Raw genomic sequence first — 25690 nt, 5'->3', positions numbered from 1 at the left:
AGAGCCTCTCCGGAACCTGACGGAACCGATCCTGCCGGTCGTGGCGTCTTGGTGCACGTGCGTCACAGTTCGGACGGTCCGGCCGTCATCCGCTTCCGCGCGGCGGGGGTATTCCTCCTCCTCGTGCATCTGCTGTTCGTCAGCTGGCTGACGCTGCGCCCGCTGGACGTGCCCTGGGTGACGGCCGCGAACCTGCGGCCTTTCGCCGGGATCAGGGCGGACCTGGCCCTGGGCCCGGCCGAGGCGGTGCGCCGCATCGGTGAGGGCCTGCTCCTGCTGGCGCCGCTCGGCATACTGCTGCCGATGGCGGGCGGCAGGCTGCTGGTCTCCCCGTGGGCCTCGCTGGCCCGCACGGTCGCGGCCGGAGCGCTGATCTCGATGGCCATCGAGCTGGCGCAGACGGGAGTGCCCGGCCAGGTCGTCGACGTCGACTCGCTGCTCCTGAACACCGCGGGCGTCGCGCTGACCCATGTGCTGGTCGTCCCGCTGTCGCGGTCACGGCTGCGCCGGGGCAACCGGGCGGGGGCCGGCGACCTGTCGCGGATCGGAAGCGGGGCACGCTCGTACAGGGGTGAGGCCACCCAGGGGGCGACCCCGACGATTACCAGGGTCGGTATCGCCCCGTAGAGCGATGCTTTGTACCCCTCGCGGATCCACTATGGAAGGACAGGGAGCACGAGGAGCTGCTCCACGGAACCGTTCGCGAAGGAGCCCACCATGGCCGCACTTGTCCGCCCCAGTGAGGGACGCATGATCGGTGGGGTGTGCGCGGCGCTGGCACGGCGCTTCGGCACCTCCGCAGGGACGATGCGCGTCATCTTCCTGGTGTCGTGCCTGCTCCCCGGCCCGCAGTTCCTGCTCTACCTGGCGCTGTGGGTGCTGCTGCCTTCGGAGAAGAGCCCGACCACCACGGCCTGGTGACCGTCGGGACCACACGGGGGAAAGCTGTGGGGCGCGCACCCGGTCCGGGTGCGCGCCCCACATGCGTGTGCGGTGATCAGCCGCCGAGCGGCAGGGCGCCGGTCAGGCCGCCGGCCGGCAGGCCGCCGAGCAGGTTGGAGCCGGGCGCCGAGAGGTCACTGCTGCCCCGCTGCTGGTGCTGCTGCTGGTCGAGAAGTCCACCCGCCGCCTTCTGCACGGCGGGCAGGGCGTCGGCGGTGACGGAGTCGAGCGCGATGCCGGCGGGCAGGGCACCGGCCACGGCGTCGACGGGCACGGCGACGGCGGAGGCACTGCCCGCGCCGGCGGCGGCGAAAGCGGCGCCGAGAGCGGCGACACCGAGGGTCCTGACAGCAGACTGCTTCATGTGAAATTCATCCTTGGGGAGAGGGATGTGAGCGGCTCTGCAACGTAGTCAGCCGCGCACCACTCCCGCAAACATGCCGGGACACGGAAAACGGCCGGGATCCCGCTCCTCCCGGCCGTTTCCCTTTACGTTCGATCAGCCCGCGACGGACGAAGAGCCGCTGGTCACAGCCATCTGATCGAAGAGCCACTCGGATTTCAGCTCCGCGTACCCGGGCTTGACGACGTCGTTGATCATCGCCAGACGTTCATCGAAAGGAATGAACGCTGATTTCATCGCATTGACTGTGAACCACTGCATGTCGTCGAGCGTGTATCCGAACGTCTCGATCAGCCGCTCGAATTCCCGGCTCATGCTCGTACCGCTCATCAGCCGGTTGTCCGTATTCACGGTGGCACGGAAATGCAGCTTCCGCAGCAGTCCGATGGGGTGCTCGGCGTAGGAGGCCGCCGCCCCGGTCTGGAGGTTGGAGGTCGGGCACAGTTCCAGCGGGATCCGCTTGTCACGCACGTAGGAGGCGAGACGCCCCAGCGTCACGCTGCCGTCCTCGGCGACCTCGATGTCGTCGATGATGCGGACGCCGTGGCCGAGCCGGTCCGCGCCGCACCACTGCAGGGCCTGCCAGATCGACGGCAGGCCGAAGGCCTCACCGGCGTGGATGGTGAAGTGGTTGTTCTCGCGCTTGAGGTACTCGAAGGCGTCGAGGTGACGGGTGGGGGGGTAGCCCGCCTCGGCACCCGCGATGTCGAAGCCGACCACACCCAGATCGCGGTAGCGGTTGGCGAGTTCGGCGATCTCCAGGGCGCGGGCGGCGTGCCGCATCGCCGTGAGGAGGGCGCCGACGCGGATGCGGTGGCCGTTCGCACGGGCCCTGCGCTCACCCTCACGGAAACCCTCGTTGACCGCCTCGACGACCTCTTCGAGTGAAAGACCCGCCGTGAGGTGCTGCTCGGGCGCGTAGCGCACCTCGGCGTAGACGACACCGTCCTCCGCGAGGTCCTCGGCGCACTCCGCCGCCACCCGGAACAGCGCGTCCCGGGTCTGCATGACCGCGCAGGTGTGGGCGAAGGTCTCCAGGTAGCGCTCCAGCGAACCGGAGTCGGCCGCCTCGCGGAACCAGCTGCCGAGCCTGTCCGGCTCGGTCTCGGGGAGCGCGTCGTAGCCCTGCGCCCGGGCCAGTTCGACGATCGTGCCGGGGCGCAGGCCGCCGTCGAGATGGTCGTGCAGCAGCACCTTGGGCGCGCGACGGATCTGTTCGGGACCGGGGACATTCGGGGTCTGGCTCGTCATTCGGGCACTCTAGCGCCTACGCGCGTAGATTGCCGAGTGCCGATACGTAACAGTGACCGCGAAGCCAGATGGAATACACCTGCCCTTCTGACACTGTTCTGTCATGGCACAGCGCGCACTTCCCCTGCCTGAAGCCAGGCTGGGACGGGCCGTCCTCACGGCCGGAGCAGCACCCGAGGTCAGCGGCGTCGTCCTGCTGCTCCCGGACGGCGAGACCGACTCCCGACGCCGTCCCTCCGCCTTCTCCTACGCGGCACAGCTGCCGTTCGCACGGGCTCTGGCCCGCGCGGGCCAGGAGGACGGGCTCGCGGTGCACGTGGTGCGCTACCGCACCCGGGGCTGGAACGCCGACGCGGATCCGGCGGCCGACGCCCACTGGGCGGCCGACGAGGTCCAGCGCCGCTACGGCGACATCCCCGTGTGCCTCGTCGGGCACGGCATGGGCGGCCGGGCCGCCCTGCGCGGTGCCGGGCACGAGGCCGTCAACTCCGCACTGGCGATGGCCCCCTGGCTCCCCGAGGGCACACGGCCGGAACCCGAACCGGTGAAGCACCTGGCGGGGCGCCGGGTGCTGATCGTGCACGGCACGAACGACGCCCGGACGAATCCGGAGCTCTCCTACCGGCTGGCCGAGCGGGCGAAGAAGGCCAACCGCCACACCTGCCGCTTCGAGGTCCACTCGGACGGGAACGCGCTGCGCCAGCACCGGTCCGAAGTGGTGGCACTCGCCTCCGACTTCATACGGGGTTCGCTGTTCGCACGGCCGTACGCCCGCCCGGTCGCCGACGCGTTCGCCGCTCCCCCGCCGCTGGGGCTGCGGATGCCGCTGGCTGCGGGGTTCGGCCGGTCGCTGAGGCACTGAGGCACTGAGGCACTGAGGCGACGGTTCCCGGATCAGTCCGGCAGCAGGCTCCCCCGGCGCGACAGCAGGAAGCGCTTGAAGGCGGCCACCGGTGGCGTGTCGGGGTGGCCGTCCAGCCAGGCGACCCCGATCTCGCGCGCCGCGCGCGGCGCCGTCACCGTCAGCTCGACCACGCCGGGGCGTGCGACGGCGGGCGGCGGCAGGAGCGCCACCCCGAGCCCGGCCGCGACCAGACCGCGCAGGGTCTCCGCCTCCTCGCCCTCGAACGCGATCCGCGGGGTGAAGCCGGCCTCGGCGCAGAGGTCGTCGGTGATCCGCCGCAGCCCGTAACCGGGTTCGAGGGTGACGAACGTTTCGTCGGCGGCCTCGGCGAGGCGGATCCGGCGGCGGCCCGCCAGCCGGTGGTCGTCGGGGACGACCAGGCGCAGCCGCTGCTCGTCCAGGCGCATGGCGACGAGGTCCGGGGCGTCGGGGACGGGCGAGGTGAGGCAGAGGTCGAGGCCGCCCGCCCGCAGCCGGTCGATCATCGCCTCGCCGTAGTTCTGGACGAGCTGGAAGCGGACCCGGGGGTGGTCGGCCCGGAAGGCGCGGATCAGGGCGGGCACGGTCTCGGAGCCCATGGTGTGCAGGAAGCCGAACGCGACCTTCCCCGCCGTGGGGTCGGCGTCGGCGCGTACCGAGTCGGCGGCCTTCTCCACCTCCGCCAGCGCGCGTTCGGCGGAGCCGAGGAAGGTGCGCCCCGCGGGGGTGAGCGAGACGGTCCGGCCCCGGCGGGCGAACAGCGCGACGCCCAGGTCCTGTTCGAGCCTCACCATGGCCCGCGACAGCGTCGACTGGGGGACTCCGAGCTCGTGCGCGGCGCGGGTGACGTGTTCGTGGCGGGCCACCGCCTCGAAGTACGCGAGGCGTGGAGCGAGTACGGCCCGGATGTCTTCTTCGTAACTGCTCGGTGACAGCCGCCGCTGTGAGCTGTATTGATGCGCCATGGGAACGATTATGAAGGTTTCATGCATTGGACGCATGAAACCGTGCGGTCTACGTTCGCCGTATGCCTCCTGCCAGTACCGGGGCGTCCACCGTCGTGCTGGACGCCGCCGTTCCGTCCTCTCCCGCCGCCGTCTCCCCCGTCGCCCCCGACCGCCTCACACCGGGCGGTCCCGGTTACCGCCGGATGAGCTTCGCGCTCTTCGCGGCGGGGATCGCGACCTTCGCCCTCCTCTATTCCACCCAGGCCCTGCTGCCCGCCGTCTCCGCCTCCTTCGGCGCGACCGCAGGCCAGGCGAGCTGGACGGTCTCCGCGGCGACCGGTGCGCTGGCCCTGTGCGTCCTGCCGCTGAGCGCGCTCTCCGAGCGGTTCGGGCGGCGCCAGATGATGACGGCCTCCCTGGCGGTCGCCGTGGTGATCGGTCTGCTCATCCCCTTCGCCCCGTCGCTGGGCTGGCTGATCGCGCTGCGCGCGGTCCAGGGTGCGGCTCTGGCCGGACTGCCGGCCTCCGCCATGGCCTACCTGGCCGAGGAGGTGCGGCCCAAGGCGCTGGTGGCCGCGATCGGGCTGTTCGTGGCGGGCAACAGCATCGGGGGTATGAGCGGCCGCATCCTCGCCGGCTGGGTCGCCCAGCTGTGGGGCTGGCGGATGGCTCTCGGCGCGATCGGGCTGCTCGCCGTGGCCTGCGCGGTCGTCTTCCACCTCATGATCCCCAAGGCCCGGCACTTCAGCCCCGCCTCGCTCAACCCGAAGGCCCTCGCGAAGACGGTCACGGGGCACCTGTCCAACCCGCTGCTGCGTCGGCTGTACGCGATCGGCGCCCTGTTCATGACGGTGTTCGGCGCGGTCTACACCGTGATCGGCTACCGCCTCGTCGAGGAGCCTTTCAGCCTCCCTCAGGGCATCGTCGGCTCGGTCTTCCTGGTCTACCTCGTCGGCACGCTCTCGTCCGCCGCCGCGGGCCGGCTGGTCGCCCGGCTGGGGCGCCGCGGAGCGCTCTACCTCGCCGTCTCCACCACCGCGGCGGGCCTGCTGCTCTCCCTGGCCGACCAGCTCGCCGCCGTCCTGGCGGGCCTCGTCCTGATCACGGCAGGCTTCTTCGCCGGGCACGCGGTCGCCTCCTCGTCGGTGAGCCGTACGGCGACGTCGGGCAGGGCCCAGGCGTCGGCGCTCTACCAGTCCGCGTACTACCTGGGCTCCAGCGCGGGCGGCACGCTCGGAGCGGTCGCCTTCCACGCGGGCGGCTGGGCCGGCACGGTCGTGCTGGGTGTCCTGGCGGTCCTCGGTGTCCTGTCGATCACTCTCTTCGGGACCCGGGCGGCGCGGACCGAGCGGCTCCGCGCCGCGTCCCCGGCACCGGTGCACAACTGAGACCTTCCCGGCACAACCACGGCTCCCCGACGCACGTCCAACAAGCGGAGACCAACCGCTGGGCGAACGCGAAGGGGAGCAGGCGTACATGAGAATCATGGGGAAGACATCCGGAGTACGGATCCGGCGCGGGGCCGTGCTGTCCGTCGCCGGCCTGGTGGCGGCGCCGGCCCTGGTGCTGGGCACCGGGACGGCCGCCCAGGCGGCGTCCTGCACGGCGACGAAGGGGCCGTACCAGAAGCAGGTGGAGAAGTGGCTGAAGCGGACGGCCGACGGTAAGCAGTCGGTGGCCGACTGCAAGGCGATCCGCTCGTTCCAGGCCGACAAGGGCATCACCCCGGCCGCCGGGTACGCGGGGCCGGTCACCTGGCGCACGATGAAGACGATCACCGCCCAGAAGGCGGCGGGGAAGACCCCCAACGCGGCGAAGAAGTGCCCGACGAACAAGGGGCGCATCGCCTGTGTGGACCTGACCAGGCAGCTGAGCTGGATCCAGGACGGATCCAAGCTGAAGTTCGGCCCGGTGCCGGTGCGCACGGGCCGCAACGGCGACGAGACGCGGACCGGCGCCAAGAAGGTCTACTGGCGCAACATCGACCACTGGTCGACGCTCTACGACGTCAGCATGCCGTACGCCCAGTTCTTCGACGGCGGACAGGCATTCCACTCGGTCACCAAGTCCATGTACAACAACCCGGGATCCGCGGGCTGCGTCAACATGCGCCCCTCGGACGCGAAGTCGTACTGGAACCTCCTGAAGAACGGCGACGACGTCTTCGTCTACGGACGCAAGCCCGGTACCTGAGCAGCGGTTTCCGCGCTTCCCGCCCCTGTTGTCAGTGCCCTGCTGTAGCTTCCACAGTGCTGAGTGAGCGGTGTCACAGCGCAACAGGGGTGGAGCGATGAGTGATCAGACAGCGACGGCGGACATCGACAGCCGTCTGGAGGGACACCGGGTCGAGCTGACCGGATACTGCTACCGGATGCTCGGGTCGGCCTTCGAGGCGGAGGACGCGGTCCAGGACACGCTGGTGCGCGCCTGGCGCAACTTCGACAAGTTCGAGGGCCGTTCCTCCCTGCGCTCCTGGCTGTACCGCATCGCGACGAACGTCTGCCTGGACATGCTGAACGCCGGCAACAAGCGTGCCCGGCCGGTGGATCTGACCGGCCCGACTCCGCTGGCCCAGGCCGCGCTGAACCCTCTCCCGGAGAACACCTGGCTGGAGCCGATGCCGGACGGGCGCATCCTGCCGTCGGTGGCCGACCCGGCGGAGGCCGCCGTGGCCCGCGAGTCGGTGCGACTGGCGTTCGTCGCCGCGCTCCAGCACCTGCCGCCCAAGCAGCGTGTGGTGCTGATCCTGCGCGAGGTCCTGGCGTGGAGGGCGAGCGAGGTCGCCGAGCTGCTCGACACCTCGGTCGCCTCGGTCAACAGCGCCCTGCAGCGGGCCCGGGCGACGCTGTCGGACACGGAGACCGCGGCTTCGGACACCTCGAACCCACTGGACGAGGAGCAGCGCAAGCTGCTGGACCGCTATGTGGCGGCGTTCGAGGGGTACGACATGGCGGCGCTGACGGCGCTGCTCCACGAGGACGCCGTGATGACCATGCCGCCGTTCGACCTCTGGCTCCAGGGGCACGACGACATCACCGGCTTCATGCTCAGCATCGGCGCGAGCTGCGCGGGTTCCCGACTGGTGGCCACGGAGGCCAACGGGACCCCGGCCTTCGCGCACTACAAGCCGAATCCGGACGGGCCGGGCTTCGTGCCGTGGGCGGTGCAGGTCATCGACATCTCGGACGGCGCCATCACCGGGATGCACTGCTTCCTGGACACCCCGCGCTGGTTCCCGCTGTTCGGGCTGCCGGACCACCTGGAGGCCGACACCGTATGAGAGTCAGACGGCCCGTGGTGACGGGCTGGGTGCTTCTGGCGGCGGGTGGCTGGGCGGCGACGCTGTGGCTGGGCGAGCCGTCCGCCACGGCGGGCCCGGGCCCGGCCCCCGCCTCCGGGGTCCGTAAGGACAACCCCGAGCCGGGGCCGCAGCCGGAGGGGTCGTGCCCGACGCCGGGGGCGACGGCATCGCCTCCGGCGAGCACCGATCCGTCGCTGCTCACGAAGGTGCCGGGTGAGTACAGGGACGGGTACGCGACGCAGGTCGACTGTTACTACGCCGTGCTCCGCTGAGCGTCCGTCACTCCTCGGCCGACACGTTGCCCACCACATCCGTCAGGCCCACGAGGTCGAGCAGCGCCGCGAGTTCGGCGGGGGCGTGACGCAGGCGCAGCTGCACGCCCCCGGCTCTGCGTGCGACGAGCCCCAGCCGGGCTATCGCCTCGACCAGGACGAGATCGGAGTGCGTCACCCCGCCCACGTCGCAGTCGATCGCCGCGAGGTCGGGGGCGCCGGCCAGCAGCGCCTCGAGTTCGGCGCAGAGGCCCGGCACCTCGGCGCGGGTGACCCGGCCGGTGACGACGAGGGCGTTCGGAGTGATGGCATCCACACCAGGGAGACCGCCGGGATGCCCGGAACTCATCGGCCGGACGGGCGCGTGTCTCAGCCGGCCGGGAACGTCCCGGTGTCCAGGTCCAGCTCGAACGGCTTGGGCAGTGTCAGCGTCTCGCCGTACTCGACCGCCTCCAGCAGCCGGTAGGTGCCGTCGCTCGGTTCCCCGTACAGGGTCGCGGTCGGACGCCCGGTGTGCCACGGGTCGAGCAGGAGGAACAGCTCGATGCCGGCCTTCGCGTACCCGTGCGCCTTGCCGATGCGGTCGTGGTTGGCGTTGGCCGGTGAGGTGATCTCCACGACGAGCCGGACGTCTTCCGCCGGGACGCGATTGCCCGGCCCGGACGCGACCGCCCGCGGCACGACGACGAGATCGGGGATGTACAGCCCGGCCCGTCCGGGCACGGAGACCCCGAGCGTCTGGTAGATCTCCCAGTCCTCCGGGATGACGGAGTACAGCCTGCGCTGAAGCAGCGCTGCTGTGGTGTTGTGGTCCTTGGACGGCGGTGGCGACACGGTGACGATCCCCTCGATGATCTCCACCTTGCAGCCCTCGGGTGCGTCCGTCTCCTCCCAGATCCGGACGAGGTCGTCCCAGTCCTGGCCGTGGCCCGGCCCGGGATCGACGGTGAGTGCGCTCATGGCGGTCTCCTCTTATCGGTGCGTCACCGAGTCCAGCATGCCGAACGGGACCGGTGGTGGTCCACCGGTCCCGTTCACCCGAAAGGGAAAGCCGCAGGTCAGGCGATACGTTCCCGCACCACCGGCGTGGCGGTGAAGAGGGTGCCGGCCGGGGCGATGTCGTACGAGCCGGGCAGCGCCTTCAGGGCGTACTCGAACTTCTCGGGGGTGTCCGTGTGCAGCGTCATCAGCGGCTGGCCCTCGGCCACCGTGTCGCCGGGCTTGGCGTGCAGTTCGACGCCCGCGCCCGCCTGCACCGGGTCCTCCTTGCGTGCGCGGCCGGCGCCGAGGCGCCAGGCGGCGACGCCGACGTCGTAGGCGTCCAGGCGCGTCAGCACGCCCGAGGACGGGGCACTGATCACGTGCTGCTCACGGGCGACGGGGAGCGCGGCGTCGGGGTCGCCGCCCTGGGCCGCGATCATCCGGCGCCACACGTCCATGGCGGAGCCGTCGGCCAGGGCCTTCTCCGGGTCGGCGTCCTTGAGCCCGGCCGCGTCGAGCATCTCGCGGGCGAGCGCCAGGGTCAGGTCGATGACGTCCTTGGGACCGCCACCGGCGAGGACCTCGACGGACTCCCGGACCTCCAGGGCGTTGCCCGCGGTCAGGCCGAGCGGGGTCGCCATGTCGGTGAGCAGGGCGACCGTGCGTACGCCGCTGTCGGTGCCCAGCGCGACCATGGTGGAGGCCAGTTCGCGGGCGTCCTCGATGGTCTTCATGAAGGCGCCGGAGCCGACCTTCACGTCGAGGACGAGCGCGCCGGTGCCCTCGGCGATCTTCTTGGACATGATCGAGCTGGCGATGAGCGGGATCGCCTCGACGGTGCCGGTGACGTCGCGCAGCGCGTACAGCTTCTTGTCGGCGGGGGCGAGGCCGTCGCCGGCCGCGCAGATCACGGCTCCGGTGGTGTCCAGGACGTCGAGCATCTCGGCGTTGGAGATGTGGGCGCGCCAGCCGGGGATGGACTCCAGCTTGTCGAGGGTGCCACCGGTGTGGCCGAGGCCCCGCCCGCTCAGCTGCGGCACCGCGGCGCCGCAGGCGGCGACCAGCGGGGCGAGCGGCAGGGTGATCTTGTCGCCGACGCCGCCGGTGGAGTGCTTGTCGGTGGTGGGGCGGGAGAGCGCGCCGAAGTCCATCCGCTCGCCGGAGGCGATCATCGCGGCGGTCCAGCGGGCGATCTCGGTGCGGTTCATGCCGTTGAGCAGGATCGCCATGGCCAGCGCGGACATCTGCTCGTCGGCGACCTCGCCGCGCGTGTACGCGTCGATGACCCAGTCGATCTGCTCGGGGCTGAGCTCGCCCCGGTCCCGCTTGGTGCGGATGACGGAGATGGCGTCCATGGGAGGGGAGTCCTTCCGGCCGGAGGGGTAGGCGAGAGTCCAGTTGACTCTACGCGCATAGAGAGAAAACGTTCCGCCACCCCGTTCACCGGGCGGGCCGGGTGGGCCGGTCCGGCGAACGGGGTGGCGGTGGGGGAACTACCCCAGGTTCTGCGGCCCGAAGGCCTGCGGCAGCATCTCGTCGAGCGTACGGAAACCCTGCGGGGTCTCCAGCACGAGTTCCGGACCGCCGAACTCGTACAGCAGCTGGCGGCACCGCCCGCACGGCACGAGCACGGCGCCCGCGCCGTCCACGCACGTGAAGTGGGTGAGCCGGCCCCCGCCCGTGGCGGCCAGCTGCGATACCAGCCCGCACTCGGCGCACAGGCCGATGCCGTACGAGGCGTTCTCGACGTTGCATCCGGTGATCATGCGGCCGTCGTCGACGAGGGCCGCGACGCCGACCGGGTAGCCCGAGTACGGGGCGTACGCCCGGGACATCGCGTCCCGGGCGGCCTCGCGCAGCTTCGCCCAGTCGACGGGTACCGCGTCGGCCGTCACTTCCCCTGCCCCTTCCGGTAGCGCATGCCGTCCGCCTTCGGCATGCGCAGGCGCTGCGCGGAGAGGGACAGCACGAGGAGGGTGACGACGTAGGGGGTGGCGCTGACGAACTCGGTCGGCACCGTGTCGGTGGAGAGGTACCAGACCAGCACCGCGGCCGCGATGACCGCACTGATGACACCGGGGACGAAGCGCTTGCGGTAGAGCTTCCAGCCCGCGAGGACGGCCAGCATCACCACGAGCAGCAGGAGCAGCGCGTGGACGGACTCGCCGCCGTTGCGCAGCTGGAGGGCGTCGGCGAAGCCGAACAGCCCGGCTCCCATGGCGAGTCCGCCGGGCCGCCAGTTGCCGAAGATCATCGCGGCGAGACCGATGTAGCCGCGACCGCCGGTCTGTCCCTCGTTGTAGATGTGCGAGGTGACCAGGGAGAGGAAGGCGCCACCGAGACCGGCCAGGCCTCCGGAGATGATCACGGCGATGTACTTGTAGCGGTACACGTTCACGCCGAGGGACTCCGCTGCGACCGGGTTCTCGCCGCAGGAGCGCAGACGCAGACCGAAGGCGGTCCTCCACAGGACGAAGAAGGTGCCGACGAAGAGCCCCGCGGCCACCAGGGTCAGCAGCGAGACGTGGGTGACGAGTCCGCCGAGGATGCCCGCGAGGTCGGAGACGAAGAACCAGTGGTGCAGTTCGACCGAGTGCAGCCAGTCCGAGAGGCCGGGCACCGTGAACTGCGTGATGCTGTCGGCCGGCGGCGACTGCTTGGGGCTGCCGCCCTTCTCCGCCGCGTCACCGGTGTTGAACCAGAGCTTGGCGAAGTACGTCGTGAAGCCGAGCGCCAGGATGTTGATGGCGATGCCGGAGATGATGTGGTCCACGCCGAACGTGACGGTCGCGAACGCGTGCAGCAGGCCGCCGAGCATGCCGCCCACGACACCCGCCAGGACGCCGATCCAGGGATCGGTCTGCCAGCCGGCCCAGGCACCGAAGAAGGTGCCGAGGATCATCATGCCCTCGAGGCCGATGTTGACCACGCCGGCCCGCTCGGACCAGAGGCCGCCGAGACCGGCGAGACCGATCGGCACGGCCATCGCGAGGGCGGCGCTGATCTGGCCGGCCGAGGTGACGTCCTGGGCCCCGGTGATGGACCGTACGGCGGACAGCGCGAGCAGGGCACCCGCGATGATCAGCAGGACGACGGGGAAGCTGAAGCGGGTGCGGCCGCCCTTGCCGCCGGAGACCTTGGGGGCCGCGGGCGGCGGGGTGGAAGTCGCCGTGGCGCTCACGCCGACACCTCCTGCTGGTCGGAGTTACGTGCGGCCTTGGCGGCGAGTTCCGCGCCGACCCTGCTCTGCTGACGCTTGAGGCCGTACCTGCGGACGACTTCGTAGGCGATGACGACGCAGAGGACGATGACGCCCTGGATGACGCCGACGATCTCCTTGTCGTAGCCCTCGAACTCGAGCTTGCCGGTGCCGCGCTCCAGGAAGCCCCAGAGGAGCGCGCCGAGCGCGATGCCGACGGGGTGGTTGCGGCCGAGGAGCGCGATGGCGATCCCGGTGAAGCCGATGCCGACCGGGAAGTCGCCGCTGTACTCGTAGCTGTCGTTGAGCAGCGTCGGCATGCCGATCAGGCCGGCCATGCCGCCGGAGATCAGCATGGAGGTGACGACCATCTTCTTGACGTCGACACCGCTGGCCTCGGCGGCCGAACCGGACTGCCCGACCGTACGGAGGTCGAAGCCGAACCGGGTGCGGCCGAGCGTGAACCAGTAGGCGAATCCGGCGACGACCGCGACCACGATGAAGCCCCAGACGGGCGTCGGCGTGGTCGGGAACTCGAAGAAGTGCGAGGACTCGGGGATCGGGGTGGTGGATACCTTCGTACCCGCCTTGTCGAGGTGCCCCAGACGGCCCTGCTGGAGGAGGTAGCCGATGATCGCCGTGGCGATGGAGTTCAGCATGATCGTCGAGACGACCTCGCTGACTCCGCGGGTGACCTTCAGGAGACCGGCGATCCCGGCCCACATCGCGCCCACGATCATCGCGGTGAGGATGATCAGCGGGATCTGGAGGGCGCCCGGCAGGGTCAGCGCGCCGCCGAGCGCGGCGGCGAAGAAGGCGGCGAGGCGGTACTGGCCGTCGACGCCGATGTTGAAGAGGTTCATGCGGAAGCCGATGGCGACCGCGAGACCTGCGAGGTAGTAGGTCGTCCCCTTGTTGAGGATGTAGACCTGGCTGTCCGACTTCAGCCCGTAGTCGAACATGATGCCGAAGGCGCTGAACGGTTCCTTGCCGGTGGCGGCGAGCACCAGAGCGGTGACCAGGAACGCGACCACGATCGCGAGCAGGGGGGCGGCGATCCCCAGGAGCAGCCGCTCCTTGTCGAACTTCTTCATCGGTCCTCTCCCCCGTGCCGGGGGTCGGTTTCGGAGCTGTCGGCCCCGGAGTCCTCGCTGCCCGTGCCGCCCGGTGATTCCAGGTGGCCGGCAGCCGCTCCGGTCATCGCGGAGCCCAGCTCCTCGGGGGTCACGGCCGCCGGGTCGGCGTCGGCCACGAGCATGCCGCGGTACATGACGCGCAGCGTGTCGGAGAGCCCGATGAGCTCGTCGAGGTCGGCGGAGATCAGCAGGACGGCGAGGCCTTCGTGGCGCGCTTCGCGGATCTGGTCCCAGATCTGCGCCTGCGCGCCGACGTCGACGCCTCGCGTGGGATGTGCGGCGATCAGCAGCTTGGGGTGGTGGCTCATCTCGCGGCCGACGATCAGCTTCTGCTGGTTGCCGCCGGAGAGCGAGGCCGCGGTGACCTCGATGCCGGGGGTGCGGACGTCGTACTCGCGCACGATCCGCTCGGTGTCCGCGCGCGCCGCCTTGAGGTCGAGGAAGGCGCCCTTGCTGTTGGGCTTCTCGGTGACGTGGCCCAGCATGCGGTTCTCCCAGAGCGGTGCGTCCAGGAGGAGGCCGTGCCGGTGCCGGTCCTCGGGGATGACGGCCATGCCGTCCTCGCGGCGCTTGCGGGTGGCCGCCTGGGAGATGTCGGCGCCGTCGAGCGTGAGCGATCCGGTGTCGAGGGTGCGCATGCCCATGATGGCGTCGACGAGTTCGGACTGGCCGTTGCCCTCGACGCCCGCGATGCCGAGCACTTCGCCCTTGTGGATCGTGAAGGTGATGCCGTCGAGCACGGCGCGCACCACACCGTCGGGGTCGGTGGCCGTCAGCCGCAGGTCCTCCACCGTCAGCATCGGGATGTCGGTGACGGTGGACTCCCGGGTCTCGGGCGAGGGGAGTTCACTGCCCACCATCAGCTCCGCGAGCTGCTTGCTGGTGGTGTGCGCGGGGTCGGCCGTGCCCACCGTCGTGCCTCGCCGGATCACGGTGATCTCGTCGGCGACCGACAGCACCTCGCCCAGCTTGTGGGAGATGAAGATGACGGTGAGGCCCTCGGCCTTCAGCTCGCGCAGGTTGTCGAAGAGGGCGTCGACCTCCTGCGGCACGAGGACCGCCGTGGGCTCGTCGAGGATCAGGGTGCGGGCGCCGCGGTAGAGGACCTTGAGGATCTCCACCCGCTGGCGGTCGGCGACTCCGAGGTCCTCGACGACCGCGTCGGGGCGGACACCGAGGCCGTACGCGTCGGAGATCTCCTTGATCTTCGCCCGCGCCCTGTCGCCGATGCCGTGCAGCTTCTCGGAGCCGAGAACGACGTTCTCGAGGACCGTGAGGTAGTCGGCGAGCATGAAGTGCTGGTGCACCATGCCGATGCCGCGGCCGATGGCGTCGCCCGGGCTGCCGAACGAGACCAGTTCACCATCCACCGAGATGGTGCCCTCGTCCGGCTTCTGCATCCCGTAAAGGATCTTCATCAGGGTGGACTTACCGGCGCCGTTCTCACCGACGAGGGCGTGGACGGTACCGCGGCTCACCGTGATGTCGATGTCGTGGTTGGCCACGACGCCGGGGAACCGTTTGGTGATGCCGCGGAGCTCTACGGCATGAGGACTGCTTGACGCTTTGATGGCGCACTCTCCTTGGCAGGAGCGGAGGGCGGGCGATGCACGGACACAGCGCGGGGACCGGTGGCGAAAACTACCGCGCCCGGCGGACACTACGCGCGTAGCGTCGCCGAATCGTTGGCCACCCTGCGAAGGGTGGCGGACCAGGGCAGGATACCGACACACGCCGAGGGGTCCCGGCCCGGAGGTATACGTGAACCGGGGTCCGCAGGCGCGGCGGAAACCGCGCCTGCGGACCCCGGTTCCAGTGGGCCGGTCAGACCGTGGTCTTGACCTTGATCGAGCCGTCGGCGATCTTCTTCTTCGCCTCGTCGATCTTGGCCTGGACGTCCGTGAGGTGGTCACCCGTGGTGGTCAGGCTGACACCGTCCTCGGCCAGCGAGAAGGTCTGCGTGCCGGTGAGCGGCTTGCCGTCCTTGACGGACGTCACCAGGTCGTAGACACCGCTGTCGACGTTCTTCACGACCGACGTCATGATCGTGTCGGCGTACTTCGAGAGGGCCGGGTCCTTGGCCTGGTCGGAGTCGACGCCGATGGACCAGGCGCCCTTCTTGCCCGCGACGGCCTCGATCGCGCCGGCGCCGGAGCCGCCCGCCGCGGCGAAGACCACGTCCGCACCCTTGTCGAGCATGCCCTTGGCAGCGGCCTCGCCCTTGTCGGGGCTGCCGAAACCGGACAGGTCGGAACCGGTGGACAGGTACTGGATCTGAACCTTGGCCTTCGGGTTCGTGTCCGTGACGCCCTGCTGGAAGCCGGCCGCGAACTTCTTGATCAGCGGAAGGTCGACGCCGCCGATGAAGCCGACCTGACCGTCCTTCGACTTCAGCGCCGCCGCGACACCGGCGAGGTACGAGCCCTGCTCCTCGGTGAAGACGATGGAGGCCACGTTCTTGGCCTCGGAGACCGAGTCGATCAGGCCGAAGGTGGTGTCGGGGTGCGACTTGGCGACCTTGTCGATCGCGGCCTGGTAGGCGAAGCCGACACCGATCACCGGGTTGTAGCCGCCCTCGGCGAGCGACGCCAGACGCTGCTCACGGTCGGCCGGGGTCTCGCCGCTCTTGGCGGTGAGCTCCTTGGTCTCGGCGTCGTACTCGGCCTTGGCCTTGTCCAGGCCACGGGCGGCGGAGTCGTTGAACGAGTTGTCGCCACGGCCGCCGACGTCGTAGGCCATGCCGATCTTCATCTGGTCCTTGTCGGAACCGGTGCTCTCGGTGGACGATTCACCGCAGGCGGTAGCGGTGAAGGCGAGAGCCGCGGAAACGGTACACGCAGCAGCGATCTTGGATACGCGGCGCAAGGGAAGGCTCCTTCAAACCTGACCGAAGCGCCTCTTCCGGCGCTGGTTTCGCGGCGATCGTAACGCGCGTAGATGTCAGATAAGGACCCGTACGGAAGCCGTTATCGGATCGTCGCGAACAGAAGATGTCCAGTCCGGTCACAAGTCGTTACGGGCAGGGAACGCGACGTGGTCCGGGGGACCTCCACATCCCGTTCCCTCCCTGGTCAGACGTCCAGCAGCGCGGCGGCGGTGAACAACTCCACGCCCACCGTGATCGCCTCCTCGTCCACGTCGAAGTCGCCCCGGTGCAGGTCCAGACCACGGGTGTCACCGGGGGCCCGTACGCCGAGCCTCGCCATGGCGCCCGGGATCTTCTCCAGGTACCAGGAGAAGTCCTCGCCGCCCAGGCTCTGTTCGGTGTCCTCGATCGCATACGATCCGCGGCGGATGGTCATCGCGGCGTCGAGGAGACCGATCGTCTCGGCCTCGTTCACGACGGGCGGCACACCACGGACGTAGTCGATCACCGTCTTGGCCCCGTGCATTCCGGCCACTTCGTCGATCGCCGCGTGCACCAGATCGGGTGCCTGCCGCCAGCTCTCCAGATCGAGGCAGCGCACCGTGCCGGACAGCTCGGCGTGCTGCGGGATGACGTTGGGCGCGTGACCCGTCTGGAGCCGCCCCCAGGTGACCGCGAGCCCGGCCCGTGCGTCCACGCGGCGTGCGAGCAGCGCGGGGACGTCGGTGGCGACCCGTGCGGCGGCGGTGACCAGGTCCGTGGTGAGGTGCGGCCGGGCGGTGTGCCCGCCGGGGCCGTCGAGGGTGACCTCCAGCCGGTCGCAGGCCGAGGTGATCGGACCGATCCGCAGCCCGATCCTGCCCACCTCGACCTTGGGGTCGCAGTGCACCCCGATGATCCGCCCCACCCCTTCCAGCACCCCGGCGGCGACGGCGTCGGTGGCACCCCCGGGCAGGACCTCCTCGGCGGGCTGGAACAGCAGCCGCACCGGGCGGGGCAGCACGCCCTGCCGGTCCAGCTGGCTGAGGACGAGCCCCGCGCCCAGGACGCAGCTCGTGTGGACGTCGTGTCCGCAGGCGTGCGCACGGTCGGGCACGGTGGACCGGTAGGAGACGCCCGCCTTGGTGTCAGGGATCGGCAGCGCGTCGATGTCGCCGCGCAGCGCCAGCATCGGCGTCACGCCGTCCCACTCCCCCACGTCGCAGACGAGCCCCGTGCCACCGGGGAGCACCTGAGGCTCCAGCCCCGCCTTCTCCAACCGGGCCTTGATGGCCGCGGTGGTACGGAACTCCTGGTTGCCGAGCTCCGGGTGCATGTGCAGATCGCGGCGGAAGGCGATGAGCTCGGCACGCAGGTCGTCGGGCAGGGCGCCGGGCAGGACGGCTTCGGCGTGGGGCGCACGGGACTTCAACTGGTTCACCTAGTCAAGGGTAGGCCCCTGGCACCCACAACTGGCCACAGATCAACAAAAGTTCAGCCGCTTAGAGGAACATAGGACGACGCTGCGGCGTGTGACGGCGCGCTGCGGTGGGTAAACTCGCCCGCTCACCGGGCTCACCCAACCGCTCGGGACGTCTGTGAGCAGGTGGCCGACGCGCTCGAGCGGCTGCCCGGCCGATGCCCCGGTCCCTGCGCGGGTGCGGTTCGAGCGGCACGGCCGGCTGACCGCGCCGCGCGACGGCGGCCGCCTCACCCCATGGGGCGCGGTACGGCCGGCGAGGCTTGATCAGTGGCACGCAGGGCCAGCGCCAGCCACTCCAGCTCCTCGGTCGCGTCGGGAGACGCGTACTGTCCGCGCACGCGGGCGACGAGCCCGCGGTAGTGCTCCGCCCCTGCCTCGATCCCGGCCTCCAGGCACAGCAGCACGGCGGCCCGACCGGTGTCGCCGAACAGCTCGGACAGCACGCGGGCCGCCGCCGGCCCTTCAGGGGCGACCCCGCGGCCCCTGACCTCCGCGACGACCTGCACGACCTGCCTGGCCCACCAGATGGACGCCCCGGGGGGCCGGCTCCGCCCGGGAGACGGGGTGCTCAGCTCCAGCCAGGTGCGCATCCGGATGCGGAAACCGGGCTCCCGCACCAGCTCGGCCAGTTCGATCCAGGCGTCGACCTGCTCGGGTGTGGGGTCGTCGGGCAGTTCGATGCTCACGGTGCCAATACGCTCACGCAGGTGCGGTTCGACGTCGAGACCGCCGAACACGTCCTCCTTGAACTCGTCGATGATCTGCTTGCGTTCGGCGGCGGAGAGCCGTGCCAACCGGTTCATCAGTGCTGTCTCCTCAGGTGTCGAACCACGTTTCGATACGGTGGACAGGACGGCCCGGCTCAGCTTGAGCGAGCGGATCTGCACGTCGAGCGCGGCGACATGCGCGTCGGCGACCTCGGCGACCGTGGTGCGGCCGCTCAGGACGCGGCACACGTCGTCCAGCCCGAGGCCCAGCTCCCGCAGGGTGCGGACCAGCTCCACGCGGGCCACGGACTCGGCGTCGTACAGCCGGTAGCCGCCGGCGGAGCGGGCCACGGGCGGCACCGCTCCCTCGTCCGACCAGAAACGCAGGGTGCGCACCGGAAGTCCGGTGCGGTGCGCCAGCCGGCCGATGGTGAGCAGGTCGGGGCGTTCGTCTTCCATGTGCGAGATCCTGGACCTTCCAGCCACTGGAAACTCAAGCGCCCGGGCGCACGGGATCCGAGCGCCTCCGTGTCCCGGCGGTCAGGGCAGCCTGAGCAGCTCACGGAGGGTGCCCACATACGCCGCCACGTCGCGCTCGGCGGGCGGCTCGGGGACGGTCGTGGTCCCGGCCGGAGCAGCGCAGGTGCGGCACGAGCGGCAGAGGCCGTCGGGAAGCGCCTCGGGGCGGCCGGGCGCTCCGCACTGCGTGCACTCGACCATGGGGCGGCGCTCGGGCGCCCCCGGTGCGTCCGGGGTGGGAGAGGCGGGCAGCAGGGGCGGGAGCTTGTCGCGGAGCCTGCGCCTGACGAACCCGACCGGCGAGTCCACGGCTGCCGGGAGCCCCGCCGTGAGTGTCCGGACCAGGTACTCGGCGTTCACGCCGCGCGCGAGCCAGGCGGCGGCAGCCTCCTCCAACGCGGCGCAGTCGGTGGCGGAGAGGGCGAGGCGGGCATCGGCCCGGCCGAGCTGGGCCAGGGCGCGGTAGGCGGGCGAGGGCACGTCTCCCGGGACCTCTCGCGGGGCCCCCTCCGACGCGGTGACGGGCTCCGGCTCCTGGGTCCGCTGCTGCGGTACGGCGGGGGACGCGGCCGCGGGCGCGGACGGGGCTGCGGGGACGGCGCCGAGGAACGTGGTCCACCACTCGTTGTCGCGGGCCGTACGGGACCAGTAGGTGCGGGTGATCCAGCGGATCTGACCGCCGCCCGCGTCGGCGGGGCACCGTACGTGGCGCAGGTGCCCGGCCACGCCCAGGGCCCGCAGCGCGCTGCCGATGGCCATCTGCCCGTACAGGGGGAGGGACTTGGCCAGCGACTTGATGTCCATGGCCGCTCCGTCGGGCAGGTGGTCGACGTATCCGGCGACGTACCGCTCACGCTCCGGCAACAGGGCGAAATCGTCCGGCCTGGGCGGGCGTTGGTCGGGTGCGGAGCGCTTTCCGTAGCCCGGGTTGGCCTTCGCGTACGGGCGGGAGAGGGGTGCGGGGGCGCGCAGGGCGGAGCTAATGTGCTGGGTAGCCACGAGATCGTCGTCCGTTCGATCTTGGGGTGAGACCCCGGCCCGGTGTGCCAACACCATGTCGGGGTCGCTTGGTTGTCGGCACCGTAAGCATGCGTGACGTTGCGCCGCAAGCTGGTCACTATTAGTCATACTTGCTGGCCGTTACGGGGCGGGGAGGGTGGGGAGGTTTCCTACCGACCTTCTTTTCCCCACCGGTTGACTGCACGTCTCGGGTCCCGGCGCTCGGCTCCCGACCCCCGGATCCCGAAGCTCGAGCTCCGGGCACGCACCCGTCTTCATGCCCCCGAACGAGTGAGCCGACCGGTCCCGGCGCTCGAAGCCGGGGAGTCGAGCTTCGGGTTTCGGGGCGCGGTGGGACGGACCGCCCTCGACGAGCTCGGACAATGGGGCCGGGACAGGTGCCGCGTTCGGCGGGCGGTGCGGGAAGGCAGGGGCGCGACCCCCACCGGTTCCACCGGGAGAACGCGAACCGATCGCGCCCCCTCCCGCGCACACTTCCGTGAAGGTCCCCACCGACGCAGAGGCGGCATTTCGTTGACCAGCAGACCGTGCACGAGGTCCACCCTCCTCCACCGGTTCGACCGGACCTTCCGTGTCTGGGGCTACGCGGTGAGCCACTCCCACCTGTTGCTCCGGTCCCGCAAGGACGGGGTGGAGGACAGCCGGCTGGACCTCCACTTCGAGGCGGTCGACTCCATGCAGCTCGTGAAGCGGTACGAGGGCCTCGAACTCCACGCCGTCGACGACTCCGAGTTCTCCCGCGTCTACGAGGAATCCGGCGTCCCGCCGGGGTGGCGGGACACCCGTCTGGTGGTCCGTCTGCGGTCCCGCAGCGGCACGGGATACGTGCAGTGCGGGCGCGTCGTCGTCGACCGGCACCAGGACGACGAGGACGGACCGGGCGACGCGTCCGCGATCCGTGATGTGGTCTGGAGCCTGCGCCCCTCAGGACTCCGCGCCCCGGGCGGACCCGCAGGCGATCCGTCGGCCCACCGGAAGGAGTGAACTCCCCCTGGAGCGTGCCTCGGAACCCGCCCGGCTCCGAAGGACGGGCAGCCGGGCGGCGGCACCGGTCGTGGGCGCCCTATCCCTCCGTCGCCGCCACCGCCGTGGCGCGCCAGGGCGCCAGCCGTTGCACGTCCTTGGCCGTCTCGGTGACGCCGCTCAGGAAACCCTGCGCGCGCGGGGACGCCGTGTCGCGGAGCCATTCCGGCGCTATGTCGCACACCGCGACCTTCACGCCCGTGCCCACCAGGGCGAGCGGGAGGGTGTGGACGACGGTGGAGGGGAAGCTCAGGACCGTGTGACCGATGGGGCCTCTGCGGGCGATGAGTTCCAGGGGAAGGTCGGGGCGGACGATCTCCAGGCCGGTGGCGGCCTCCAGGGCGTGGAGCTTGTCCGCGGACTCGCGGCGGTGGGCGAAGTAGCGGGTCGCGCCGTGGGTCCGGGCCAGTGCGGTGACCGCCTCCTGGTAGGGGACGGGGTCGACCACGCCCGTCTCCACCAGGGAGGTGCCGACCAGGTCGGCACCCTTGGTGATGAGGGGCGGGCCGAAGCGTTCCCGGGTCCAGGCGAAGGTGTTCGCCGTGACCTCGATGCCGTCGGGCGCGTCGACCGGCATCGCCGTGAAGACCTCGACCGTGCGGGTCGCCGACGGGGTGAAGCTGCGGCGGGCCCGGGAGGTGACGGGGGCCAGGAGCAGTTCCCGCGGTCCTCCGCCGCCCCGGCGGTGCCAGCGCACCAGGCGTTCGCCGCGCGCCAGTTGGGCGACGAACTCCATGGTGGCGGTGCCGTCGTCGACGACCGTGATCCGGCGGGTGCGGACCAGGCTGAGGAGGAGTTGCACGTACCGGGAGAACGGGTCCCCGATGACGATGCGCTCGGCCTTGCGGATCAGGCCGGTCAGCGCCCGCAGGGCCTTGAGAGGCGCGCCGGTCTCCCCGCGCGCCTCCTGCCAGCGGACGGTGATGCCCTCGTCGCGGGCCAGCTCCGCCATCCTGCGCAGCTGTCCGCGCGACATCGGGTCGACCGGGGGGAGGACGACGATCGTGGTGTCGGTTCCTCCCCGGGTGTGGGTCCACTCCAGGACGTTCAGGAGCTGGACCGGGCTCTCGACGAAGGCGAGGTTCACCGGTCGGCCCGTCAGACCGCGACCGGCTCGGCGGCCGGCGCGTTCTCGTTCTCGGCGACGACGCCCGCGACCCGGCGGAGCTTCTTCATCGGGCCGAGCTCCGACTCGTACACCTTCTTGACACCGTCACCGAGCGACGCCTCGATGGTGCGGATGTCGCGGACGAGGCGCGTGAGGCCCTGCGGCTCCACGGACGCGGCCTGGTCGGAGCCCCACATGGCGCGGTCCAGGGTGATGTGACGCTCGACGAACGCGGCGCCCAGGGCGACGGCGGCGAGGGTCGTCTGCAGGCCGGTCTCGTGGCCGCTGTAGCCGATCGGGACGTTCGGGAACTCCTGCTGCAGGGTGTTGATGACCCGCAGGTTGAGCTCCTCGGCCTTCGCCGGGTACGTCGAGGTGGCGTGGCAGAGCAGGATGTTGTCGCTGCCGAGGACCTCGACCGCGTGACGGATCTGCTTCGGCGTCGACATGCCGGTGGAGAGGATGACGGTGCGGCCGGTGGCGCGCAGCGCGCGGAGCAGCTCGTCGTCCGTCAGGGAGGCGGAGGCGACCTTGTGCGCGGGCACGTCGAACTTCTCCAGGAAGGCGACGGCCTCGGTGTCCCACGGGGAGGCGAACCAGTCGATGCCGCGCTTGGCGCAGTGCTCGGCGATGGCGGTGTACTCGGCCTCGCCGAACTCGACGCGGTGACGGTAGTCGATGTACGTCATCCGGCCCCAGGGGGTGTCGCGCTCGATGTCCCACTGGTCGCGCGGGGTGCAGATCTCCGGGGTGCGCTTCTGGAACTTCACGGCGTCGCAGCCGGCTTCGGCGGCCGCGTCGATCAGCGCGAGGGCGTTGTCGAGGTCGCCGTTGTGGTTGATGCCGATCTCGCCGGTGACGTAGACGGGGTGGCCGGGGCCGGCGGTGCGGGTGCCGAACGTGCGCAGGCGGGAGGTGTTGCTCATGGTGGTGCTTCCTTACTTGGTGGGGGCTTCGGGGGTTTCGGTGGAGCGGGTGAGCGTGGGGCCCAGGAGCCAGGCCGCGATCTCGCGGATGGCGCCGGAGCCGCCGGGATTGGTGGTCACGGCGCGCGCGGCGGCGCGCACCGAGTCGTGGGCGTTCGCCACGGCGACGGGCCAGCCCGCCAGACCGAAGCAGGCCAGGTCGTTGACGTCGTTGCCGACGTAGAGCACGCGGTCGGGAGCGATGGACTGCTCCTCGCACCACTGCTTGAGCGCCAGGTCCTTGCGGTCGATGCCGTGCAGGACCGGGACCTGGAGTTTGCGGGCGCGGGCGGCGACGACCGGGTTCTGTTCCGTGGAGAGGATCAGGACCGGCAGGCCGGCCCTGCGCAGGGCGGCGACACCGAGTCCGTCGCCGCGGTGCACGGCGACGATCTCGCGGCCGTCGGAGTCGATGAGGACGCGGTCGTCGGTCTGCGTGCCGTCGAAGTCGAGGACGACGGCGTCGACGTCCGCCCGGGTGGGGAACGGGGAGGGGTCCAGGAGCGGCGCGAGGGCGCGGGCGCGGGCCAGGTCGTGCGGGTCGTCGATCTCCAGGACCCTGGCGGGGTCGGTGTGCACGAGCGCCGTGTGACCGAAGAAGCGGTGGCGGTGGGTACGGAAGCCCTCGACGTCCATGGCGTACGCGGCGCCGGTCTCCAGGTAGTCCTGGGGCCGGTCCTGGCGGCGGGGACGTACGGACTTGTCGTGGTTGACGCCGTGGGTGCCGTCCTCGACCGGGCTGCCGTCGCGCCACACGAAGCCGTGGAAGGGGGCCACCGTGACGGCGGTGTCGGCGCCGTCACGGACGACCGCGGCGGCGACACCGTCGATGTCCTCGCGGGTGATGAAGGGGCTCGTGCACTGGACCAGGAGCACCACGTCGGCCTTCCGGCCGTGCGACGTCGCCTCGTAGGTGTGCAGGGCGTGCAGGACCGCGTCCTCGCTGGTCGCCTTGTCACCGGCGATGGCGGCGGGGCGCTGTACGCAGTGCAGCCGGGCGCCCTCCCCCAGTGCCTCCCCCGCGGCCCTGGCCGCGTCGGCGATGGCCGGGTCGTCGGTGGTGACGACGACGTCCGTCACCTCGGGCGAGGCGAGGCAGGCGCGGACGGCGCGGGCGACGAGCGGGACGCCGCCTATCCGGGCGAGGTTCTTGGCGGGTACGCCCTTGGATCCGCCGCGGGCGGGGATCACGGCGAGCACGGTGGGGCGCGGGGTCATGGTTGCTCCTGAATCGGTGGTCACAACTCGCCCATCCGCCGGATCACGGGGGCGATCCGCTGGACGCCGTGGCGGTAGGCGCCGCGCGCCGCGTTGCGCACGGTCTCGCGGACCGCGCCCCGGACCCGGCCCGTCCCGTCGGGCGTGACGGCGCCCGGCAGCGGACGGCCGTCGGGGCCCAGGTGGTAGCGGGCGAGGATGCCGGGGAGGTATCCCGGTGCGGTGGCGGGTGTGTAGTAGGGGGCGATGCGGGGAAGCGGTCCGGCGGCCAGCAGTGCCGCGACCCGGGCACGGGCGGTGTCGTAGGCGGCGCCGTACGTGCCGTCGGCGGCGACGCCCTGCCCGGCGAGCCACTCCGTGTCGGGCTCCGGGCGGAGGCCGCCGTCGAGGTGGTCCCAGGACGTGATCAGTCCCGATCCGATGAAGTGGTGGTTGCCGAGGGCCTCACGGACCCCGAGGTCGGAGAGGACCGCGGTCGGGATCCGTCGGTGCAGGGACTCCAGCGCGGCCGTCGAGGACACGGTGACCAGCAGGTCGGTGCGGTCCAGGACCTCGCCCATGTGCCCGTACACGAGGCGGAAGTTGGGCGGCAGGCCGCCGGGGATGCGCTCCGCGAGGCGCTGGTAGGGCAGTTCCTCGATGTGCGTGGTGTGCTCACCCGGCTTGGAGCGCAGCTTCAGGAGCACCTCGCGGCCGGGGTGCAGCCGGGCGTGCTCGACGAGCCGGCGCAGCAGGTACATACGGTCGGCGCGGGACGCCGGCACGGAGGGCTGGGCGGCGAACACGACGGTGTCCCGGCCCTCCTCCGCCCGGTGCGGCTCCCCGCCGAGGAACGGCAGCGCGGCCTCCGTGACGGACGAGGCGTCGGCCCCCACCCCTTCGTAGACGGCACGGAAACGCGCGCTGTCGTGACGGGAGTTGGCGAGGACGACGTCCGCACCGTGGCGCAGCAGGAGCCCGTCGGCGAGCTTCTCGTAGACGACGCCGACGTAGCCCGTGACGACAGCGGGCCTACGGGGCAGGTCCAGTGCGGCCAGGCCGTGCAGCATCGCCTGGACGGCGCCGCCGACGAGTGCGAGGACCACGACGTCGTAGGACTCGTCCCGCACCGTGTGCAGGAACTCGACCGCCGTCACCTCGCGCACCCGGTCGGCGTCGACCCCCACCTCGCCCACTTCGGCGAGCTGGCGGGGCGTCGGTGTGGCCCGGCCGCGCAGCAGCAGCCCGCTGATCTCGACGGGGCGCTCGGCCGCACCGGCCTCCGGGGACCCGGCGAGGCGGCGCGCGGTGAGCGCGCCCCATTTCCACCGGGTGTCGGAGTCGGCGAGCACGGCTATGCGGAGCGCCGCACGGTCGGCTGCTGGGGTGTTGGCCGGAGCGGCCGTTTCATCGGTACGAGGGGGCACGTCGTAAAAGCTAGGAAGCCATGTGGATGCGCGGCCCAACGTGGTGGCAACAGATGGTTAACAGCCGGTCGACGATTGGGG

General features: G+C 71.1%; 26 protein-coding genes. 8 read left to right on the top strand and 18 right to left on the bottom strand.

Annotated features, from left to right (window positions below; all coding sequences use genetic code 11):
• The first annotated feature begins 51 nt into the window (after positions 1 to 51).
• Positions 52 to 627 (top strand): VanZ family protein, encoded by a 576-nt coding sequence (locus JOC24_RS03035; RefSeq protein ID WP_205018752.1) that lies wholly within the window; start codon positions 52 to 54, stop codon positions 625 to 627.
• 90 nt (positions 628 to 717) lie between these two features.
• Positions 718 to 921: a PspC domain-containing protein gene (locus tag JOC24_RS03030; protein WP_205018497.1), complete on the top strand. Its 204-nt coding sequence runs from the start codon at positions 718 to 720 to the stop codon at positions 919 to 921.
• Positions 922 to 997: 76 nt separating this feature from the next.
• Here the strand turns inward: JOC24_RS03030 and JOC24_RS03025 are convergent, their stop codons facing one another.
• Positions 998 to 1306, bottom strand: a complete 309-nt coding sequence (locus tag JOC24_RS03025; protein ID WP_205018496.1) for a hypothetical protein — start codon at positions 1304 to 1306, stop codon at positions 998 to 1000.
• A 135-nt stretch (positions 1307 to 1441) separates the two neighbouring features.
• Entirely contained in the window at positions 1442 to 2596 is a 1155-nt protein-coding gene (locus JOC24_RS03020) for an adenosine deaminase (protein WP_205018495.1), read from the bottom strand.
• 103 nt (positions 2597 to 2699) lie between these two features.
• On the opposite strand from JOC24_RS03020, the gene JOC24_RS03015 reads away from it, so the two are divergent.
• Positions 2700 to 3458 carry an alpha/beta hydrolase gene (locus tag JOC24_RS03015; RefSeq protein ID WP_205018494.1) on the top strand — a complete coding sequence of 253 codons (759 nt, stop codon included), beginning with the start codon at positions 2700 to 2702 and terminating at the stop codon, positions 3456 to 3458.
• A 32-nt stretch (positions 3459 to 3490) separates the two neighbouring features.
• Here JOC24_RS03015 and JOC24_RS03010 read toward each other — a convergent pair whose 3' ends face one another.
• Positions 3491 to 4444, bottom strand: a complete 954-nt coding sequence (locus JOC24_RS03010) for a LysR family transcriptional regulator (RefSeq protein WP_205018493.1) — start codon at positions 4442 to 4444, stop codon at positions 3491 to 3493.
• A gap of 62 nt (positions 4445 to 4506) precedes the next feature.
• On the opposite strand from JOC24_RS03010, the gene JOC24_RS03005 reads away from it, so the two are divergent.
• The 4 genes from JOC24_RS03005 (at position 4507) to JOC24_RS02990 (ending at position 7999) form a co-directional block, all read left to right on the top strand.
• Positions 4507 to 5814, top strand: a complete 1308-nt coding sequence (locus tag JOC24_RS03005) for an MFS transporter (RefSeq protein ID WP_205018492.1) — start codon at positions 4507 to 4509, stop codon at positions 5812 to 5814.
• Between the two features lie 88 nt (positions 5815 to 5902).
• Entirely contained in the window at positions 5903 to 6619 is a 717-nt protein-coding gene (locus tag JOC24_RS03000) for a L,D-transpeptidase family protein (protein WP_205018491.1), read from the top strand.
• A 97-nt stretch (positions 6620 to 6716) separates the two neighbouring features.
• On the top strand, positions 6717 to 7706 hold the full coding sequence (locus tag JOC24_RS02995) for a sigma-70 family RNA polymerase sigma factor (RefSeq protein WP_205018490.1): 990 nt from the start codon (positions 6717 to 6719) through the stop codon (positions 7704 to 7706).
• A complete protein-coding gene (locus JOC24_RS02990) occupies positions 7703 to 7999 on the top strand; it encodes a hypothetical protein (RefSeq protein WP_205018489.1) in 297 nt (98 codons plus the stop codon). Before JOC24_RS02995 ends, JOC24_RS02990 begins: the two co-directional genes overlap by 4 nt.
• A 7-nt stretch (positions 8000 to 8006) precedes the next feature.
• Here the strand turns inward: JOC24_RS02990 and JOC24_RS02985 are convergent, their stop codons facing one another.
• The 11 genes from JOC24_RS02985 to JOC24_RS02935 all read right to left on the bottom strand — a co-directional run bounded on the left by JOC24_RS02985 (position 8007) and on the right by JOC24_RS02935 (position 19868).
• Entirely contained in the window at positions 8007 to 8348 is a 342-nt protein-coding gene (locus JOC24_RS02985) for an STAS domain-containing protein (protein WP_205018488.1), read from the bottom strand.
• A gap of 20 nt (positions 8349 to 8368) precedes the next feature.
• Positions 8369 to 8959 carry a Uma2 family endonuclease gene (locus tag JOC24_RS02980; RefSeq protein WP_205018487.1) on the bottom strand — a complete coding sequence of 197 codons (591 nt, stop codon included), beginning with the start codon at positions 8957 to 8959 and terminating at the stop codon, positions 8369 to 8371.
• 98 nt (positions 8960 to 9057) lie between these two features.
• Entirely contained in the window at positions 9058 to 10335 is a 1278-nt protein-coding gene (locus JOC24_RS02975) for a thymidine phosphorylase (RefSeq protein ID WP_205018486.1), read from the bottom strand.
• Positions 10336 to 10473: 138 nt separating this feature from the next.
• On the bottom strand, positions 10474 to 10875 hold the full coding sequence (locus tag JOC24_RS02970; protein ID WP_205018485.1) for a cytidine deaminase: 402 nt from the start codon (positions 10873 to 10875) through the stop codon (positions 10474 to 10476).
• On the bottom strand, positions 10872 to 12161 hold the full coding sequence (locus JOC24_RS02965) for an ABC transporter permease (RefSeq protein WP_205018484.1): 1290 nt from the start codon (positions 12159 to 12161) through the stop codon (positions 10872 to 10874). Before JOC24_RS02965 ends, JOC24_RS02970 begins: the two co-directional genes overlap by 4 nt.
• On the bottom strand, positions 12158 to 13273 hold the full coding sequence (locus JOC24_RS02960) for an ABC transporter permease (protein ID WP_205018483.1): 1116 nt from the start codon (positions 13271 to 13273) through the stop codon (positions 12158 to 12160). The genes JOC24_RS02965 and JOC24_RS02960 overlap by 4 nt, the downstream gene beginning before the upstream one ends.
• Positions 13270 to 14886 carry an ABC transporter ATP-binding protein gene (locus JOC24_RS02955; protein WP_205018751.1) on the bottom strand — a complete coding sequence of 539 codons (1617 nt, stop codon included), beginning with the start codon at positions 14884 to 14886 and terminating at the stop codon, positions 13270 to 13272. The genes JOC24_RS02960 and JOC24_RS02955 overlap by 4 nt, the downstream gene beginning before the upstream one ends.
• A 253-nt stretch (positions 14887 to 15139) precedes the next feature.
• Entirely contained in the window at positions 15140 to 16180 is a 1041-nt protein-coding gene (locus tag JOC24_RS02950) for a BMP family lipoprotein (protein ID WP_205018482.1), read from the bottom strand.
• A 206-nt stretch (positions 16181 to 16386) separates the two neighbouring features.
• Positions 16387 to 17601: an amidohydrolase gene (locus tag JOC24_RS02945; protein ID WP_205018481.1), complete on the bottom strand. Its 1215-nt coding sequence runs from the start codon at positions 17599 to 17601 to the stop codon at positions 16387 to 16389.
• Positions 17602 to 17870: 269 nt separating this feature from the next.
• The gene (locus JOC24_RS02940) at positions 17871 to 18809 is read right to left on the bottom strand and encodes a helix-turn-helix domain-containing protein (RefSeq protein WP_205018480.1); all 939 of its coding nucleotides are present in this window, start codon (positions 18807 to 18809) and stop codon (positions 17871 to 17873) included.
• An 81-nt stretch (positions 18810 to 18890) separates the two neighbouring features.
• On the bottom strand, positions 18891 to 19868 hold the full coding sequence (locus JOC24_RS02935; protein ID WP_205018479.1) for a MarR family transcriptional regulator: 978 nt from the start codon (positions 19866 to 19868) through the stop codon (positions 18891 to 18893).
• Between the two features lie 534 nt (positions 19869 to 20402).
• On the opposite strand from JOC24_RS02935, the gene JOC24_RS02930 reads away from it, so the two are divergent.
• Positions 20403 to 20873, top strand: a complete 471-nt coding sequence (locus JOC24_RS02930) for a hypothetical protein (RefSeq protein WP_205018478.1) — start codon at positions 20403 to 20405, stop codon at positions 20871 to 20873.
• 79 nt (positions 20874 to 20952) lie between these two features.
• On the opposite strand, the gene JOC24_RS02925 is transcribed toward JOC24_RS02930, so the two are convergent.
• From JOC24_RS02925 to JOC24_RS02910, 4 genes are read right to left on the bottom strand one after another with little or no spacing between them, the layout of a single operon-like run.
• Positions 20953 to 21999: a hypothetical protein gene (locus JOC24_RS02925; protein ID WP_205018477.1), complete on the bottom strand. Its 1047-nt coding sequence runs from the start codon at positions 21997 to 21999 to the stop codon at positions 20953 to 20955.
• Between the two features lie 11 nt (positions 22000 to 22010).
• The gene (locus JOC24_RS02920) at positions 22011 to 22946 is read right to left on the bottom strand and encodes an N-acetylneuraminate synthase family protein (protein WP_205018476.1); all 936 of its coding nucleotides are present in this window, start codon (positions 22944 to 22946) and stop codon (positions 22011 to 22013) included.
• A 12-nt stretch (positions 22947 to 22958) separates the two neighbouring features.
• Positions 22959 to 24203 carry an acylneuraminate cytidylyltransferase gene (locus tag JOC24_RS02915; RefSeq protein ID WP_205018475.1) on the bottom strand — a complete coding sequence of 415 codons (1245 nt, stop codon included), beginning with the start codon at positions 24201 to 24203 and terminating at the stop codon, positions 22959 to 22961.
• 20 nt (positions 24204 to 24223) lie between these two features.
• Positions 24224 to 25609 (bottom strand): DUF6716 putative glycosyltransferase, encoded by a 1386-nt coding sequence (locus tag JOC24_RS02910; RefSeq protein ID WP_205018474.1) that lies wholly within the window; start codon positions 25607 to 25609, stop codon positions 24224 to 24226.
• Positions 25610 to 25690: the final 81 nt, after the last annotated feature.

Source organism: Streptomyces sp. HB132 (assembly GCF_016909575.1).
In the GTDB taxonomy this organism is placed as follows: Bacteria; Actinomycetota; Actinomycetes; order Streptomycetales; family Streptomycetaceae; genus Streptomyces.
Note: the sequence above shows the minus strand (reverse complement) of the source record. Positions and strands in the feature narration are given on the sequence as shown.

Excerpts from the sequence above, each read along its gene's own strand:
- JOC24_RS03000 (WP_205018491.1), top strand. The coding sequence starts at position 5,903 with ATGAGAATCATGGGGAAGACATCCGGAGTACGGATCCGGCGCGGGGCC.
- JOC24_RS03020 (WP_205018495.1), bottom strand. The coding sequence starts at position 2,596 with ATGACGAGCCAGACCCCGAATGTCCCCGGTCCCGAACAGATCCGTCGC.
- JOC24_RS02995 (WP_205018490.1), top strand. The coding sequence starts at position 6,717 with ATGAGTGATCAGACAGCGACGGCGGACATCGACAGCCGTCTGGAGGGA.
- JOC24_RS03005 (WP_205018492.1), top strand. The coding sequence starts at position 4,507 with ATGCCTCCTGCCAGTACCGGGGCGTCCACCGTCGTGCTGGACGCCGCC.
- JOC24_RS02990 (WP_205018489.1), top strand. The coding sequence starts at position 7,703 with ATGAGAGTCAGACGGCCCGTGGTGACGGGCTGGGTGCTTCTGGCGGCG.
- JOC24_RS03010 (WP_205018493.1), bottom strand. The coding sequence starts at position 4,444 with ATGGCGCATCAATACAGCTCACAGCGGCGGCTGTCACCGAGCAGTTAC.
- JOC24_RS03030 (WP_205018497.1), top strand. The coding sequence starts at position 718 with ATGGCCGCACTTGTCCGCCCCAGTGAGGGACGCATGATCGGTGGGGTG.
- JOC24_RS02915 (WP_205018475.1), bottom strand. The coding sequence starts at position 24,203 with ATGACCCCGCGCCCCACCGTGCTCGCCGTGATCCCCGCCCGCGGCGGA.
- JOC24_RS02980 (WP_205018487.1), bottom strand. The coding sequence starts at position 8,959 with ATGAGCGCACTCACCGTCGATCCCGGGCCGGGCCACGGCCAGGACTGG.
- JOC24_RS03025 (WP_205018496.1), bottom strand. The coding sequence starts at position 1,306 with ATGAAGCAGTCTGCTGTCAGGACCCTCGGTGTCGCCGCTCTCGGCGCC.
- JOC24_RS02940 (WP_205018480.1), bottom strand. The coding sequence starts at position 18,809 with ATGGAAGACGAACGCCCCGACCTGCTCACCATCGGCCGGCTGGCGCAC.
- JOC24_RS02975 (WP_205018486.1), bottom strand. The coding sequence starts at position 10,335 with ATGGACGCCATCTCCGTCATCCGCACCAAGCGGGACCGGGGCGAGCTC.
- JOC24_RS02985 (WP_205018488.1), bottom strand. The coding sequence starts at position 8,348 with ATGAGTTCCGGGCATCCCGGCGGTCTCCCTGGTGTGGATGCCATCACT.
- JOC24_RS02960 (WP_205018483.1), bottom strand. The coding sequence starts at position 13,273 with ATGAAGAAGTTCGACAAGGAGCGGCTGCTCCTGGGGATCGCCGCCCCC.
- JOC24_RS02920 (WP_205018476.1), bottom strand. The coding sequence starts at position 22,946 with ATGAGCAACACCTCCCGCCTGCGCACGTTCGGCACCCGCACCGCCGGC.
- JOC24_RS03015 (WP_205018494.1), top strand. The coding sequence starts at position 2,700 with ATGGCACAGCGCGCACTTCCCCTGCCTGAAGCCAGGCTGGGACGGGCC.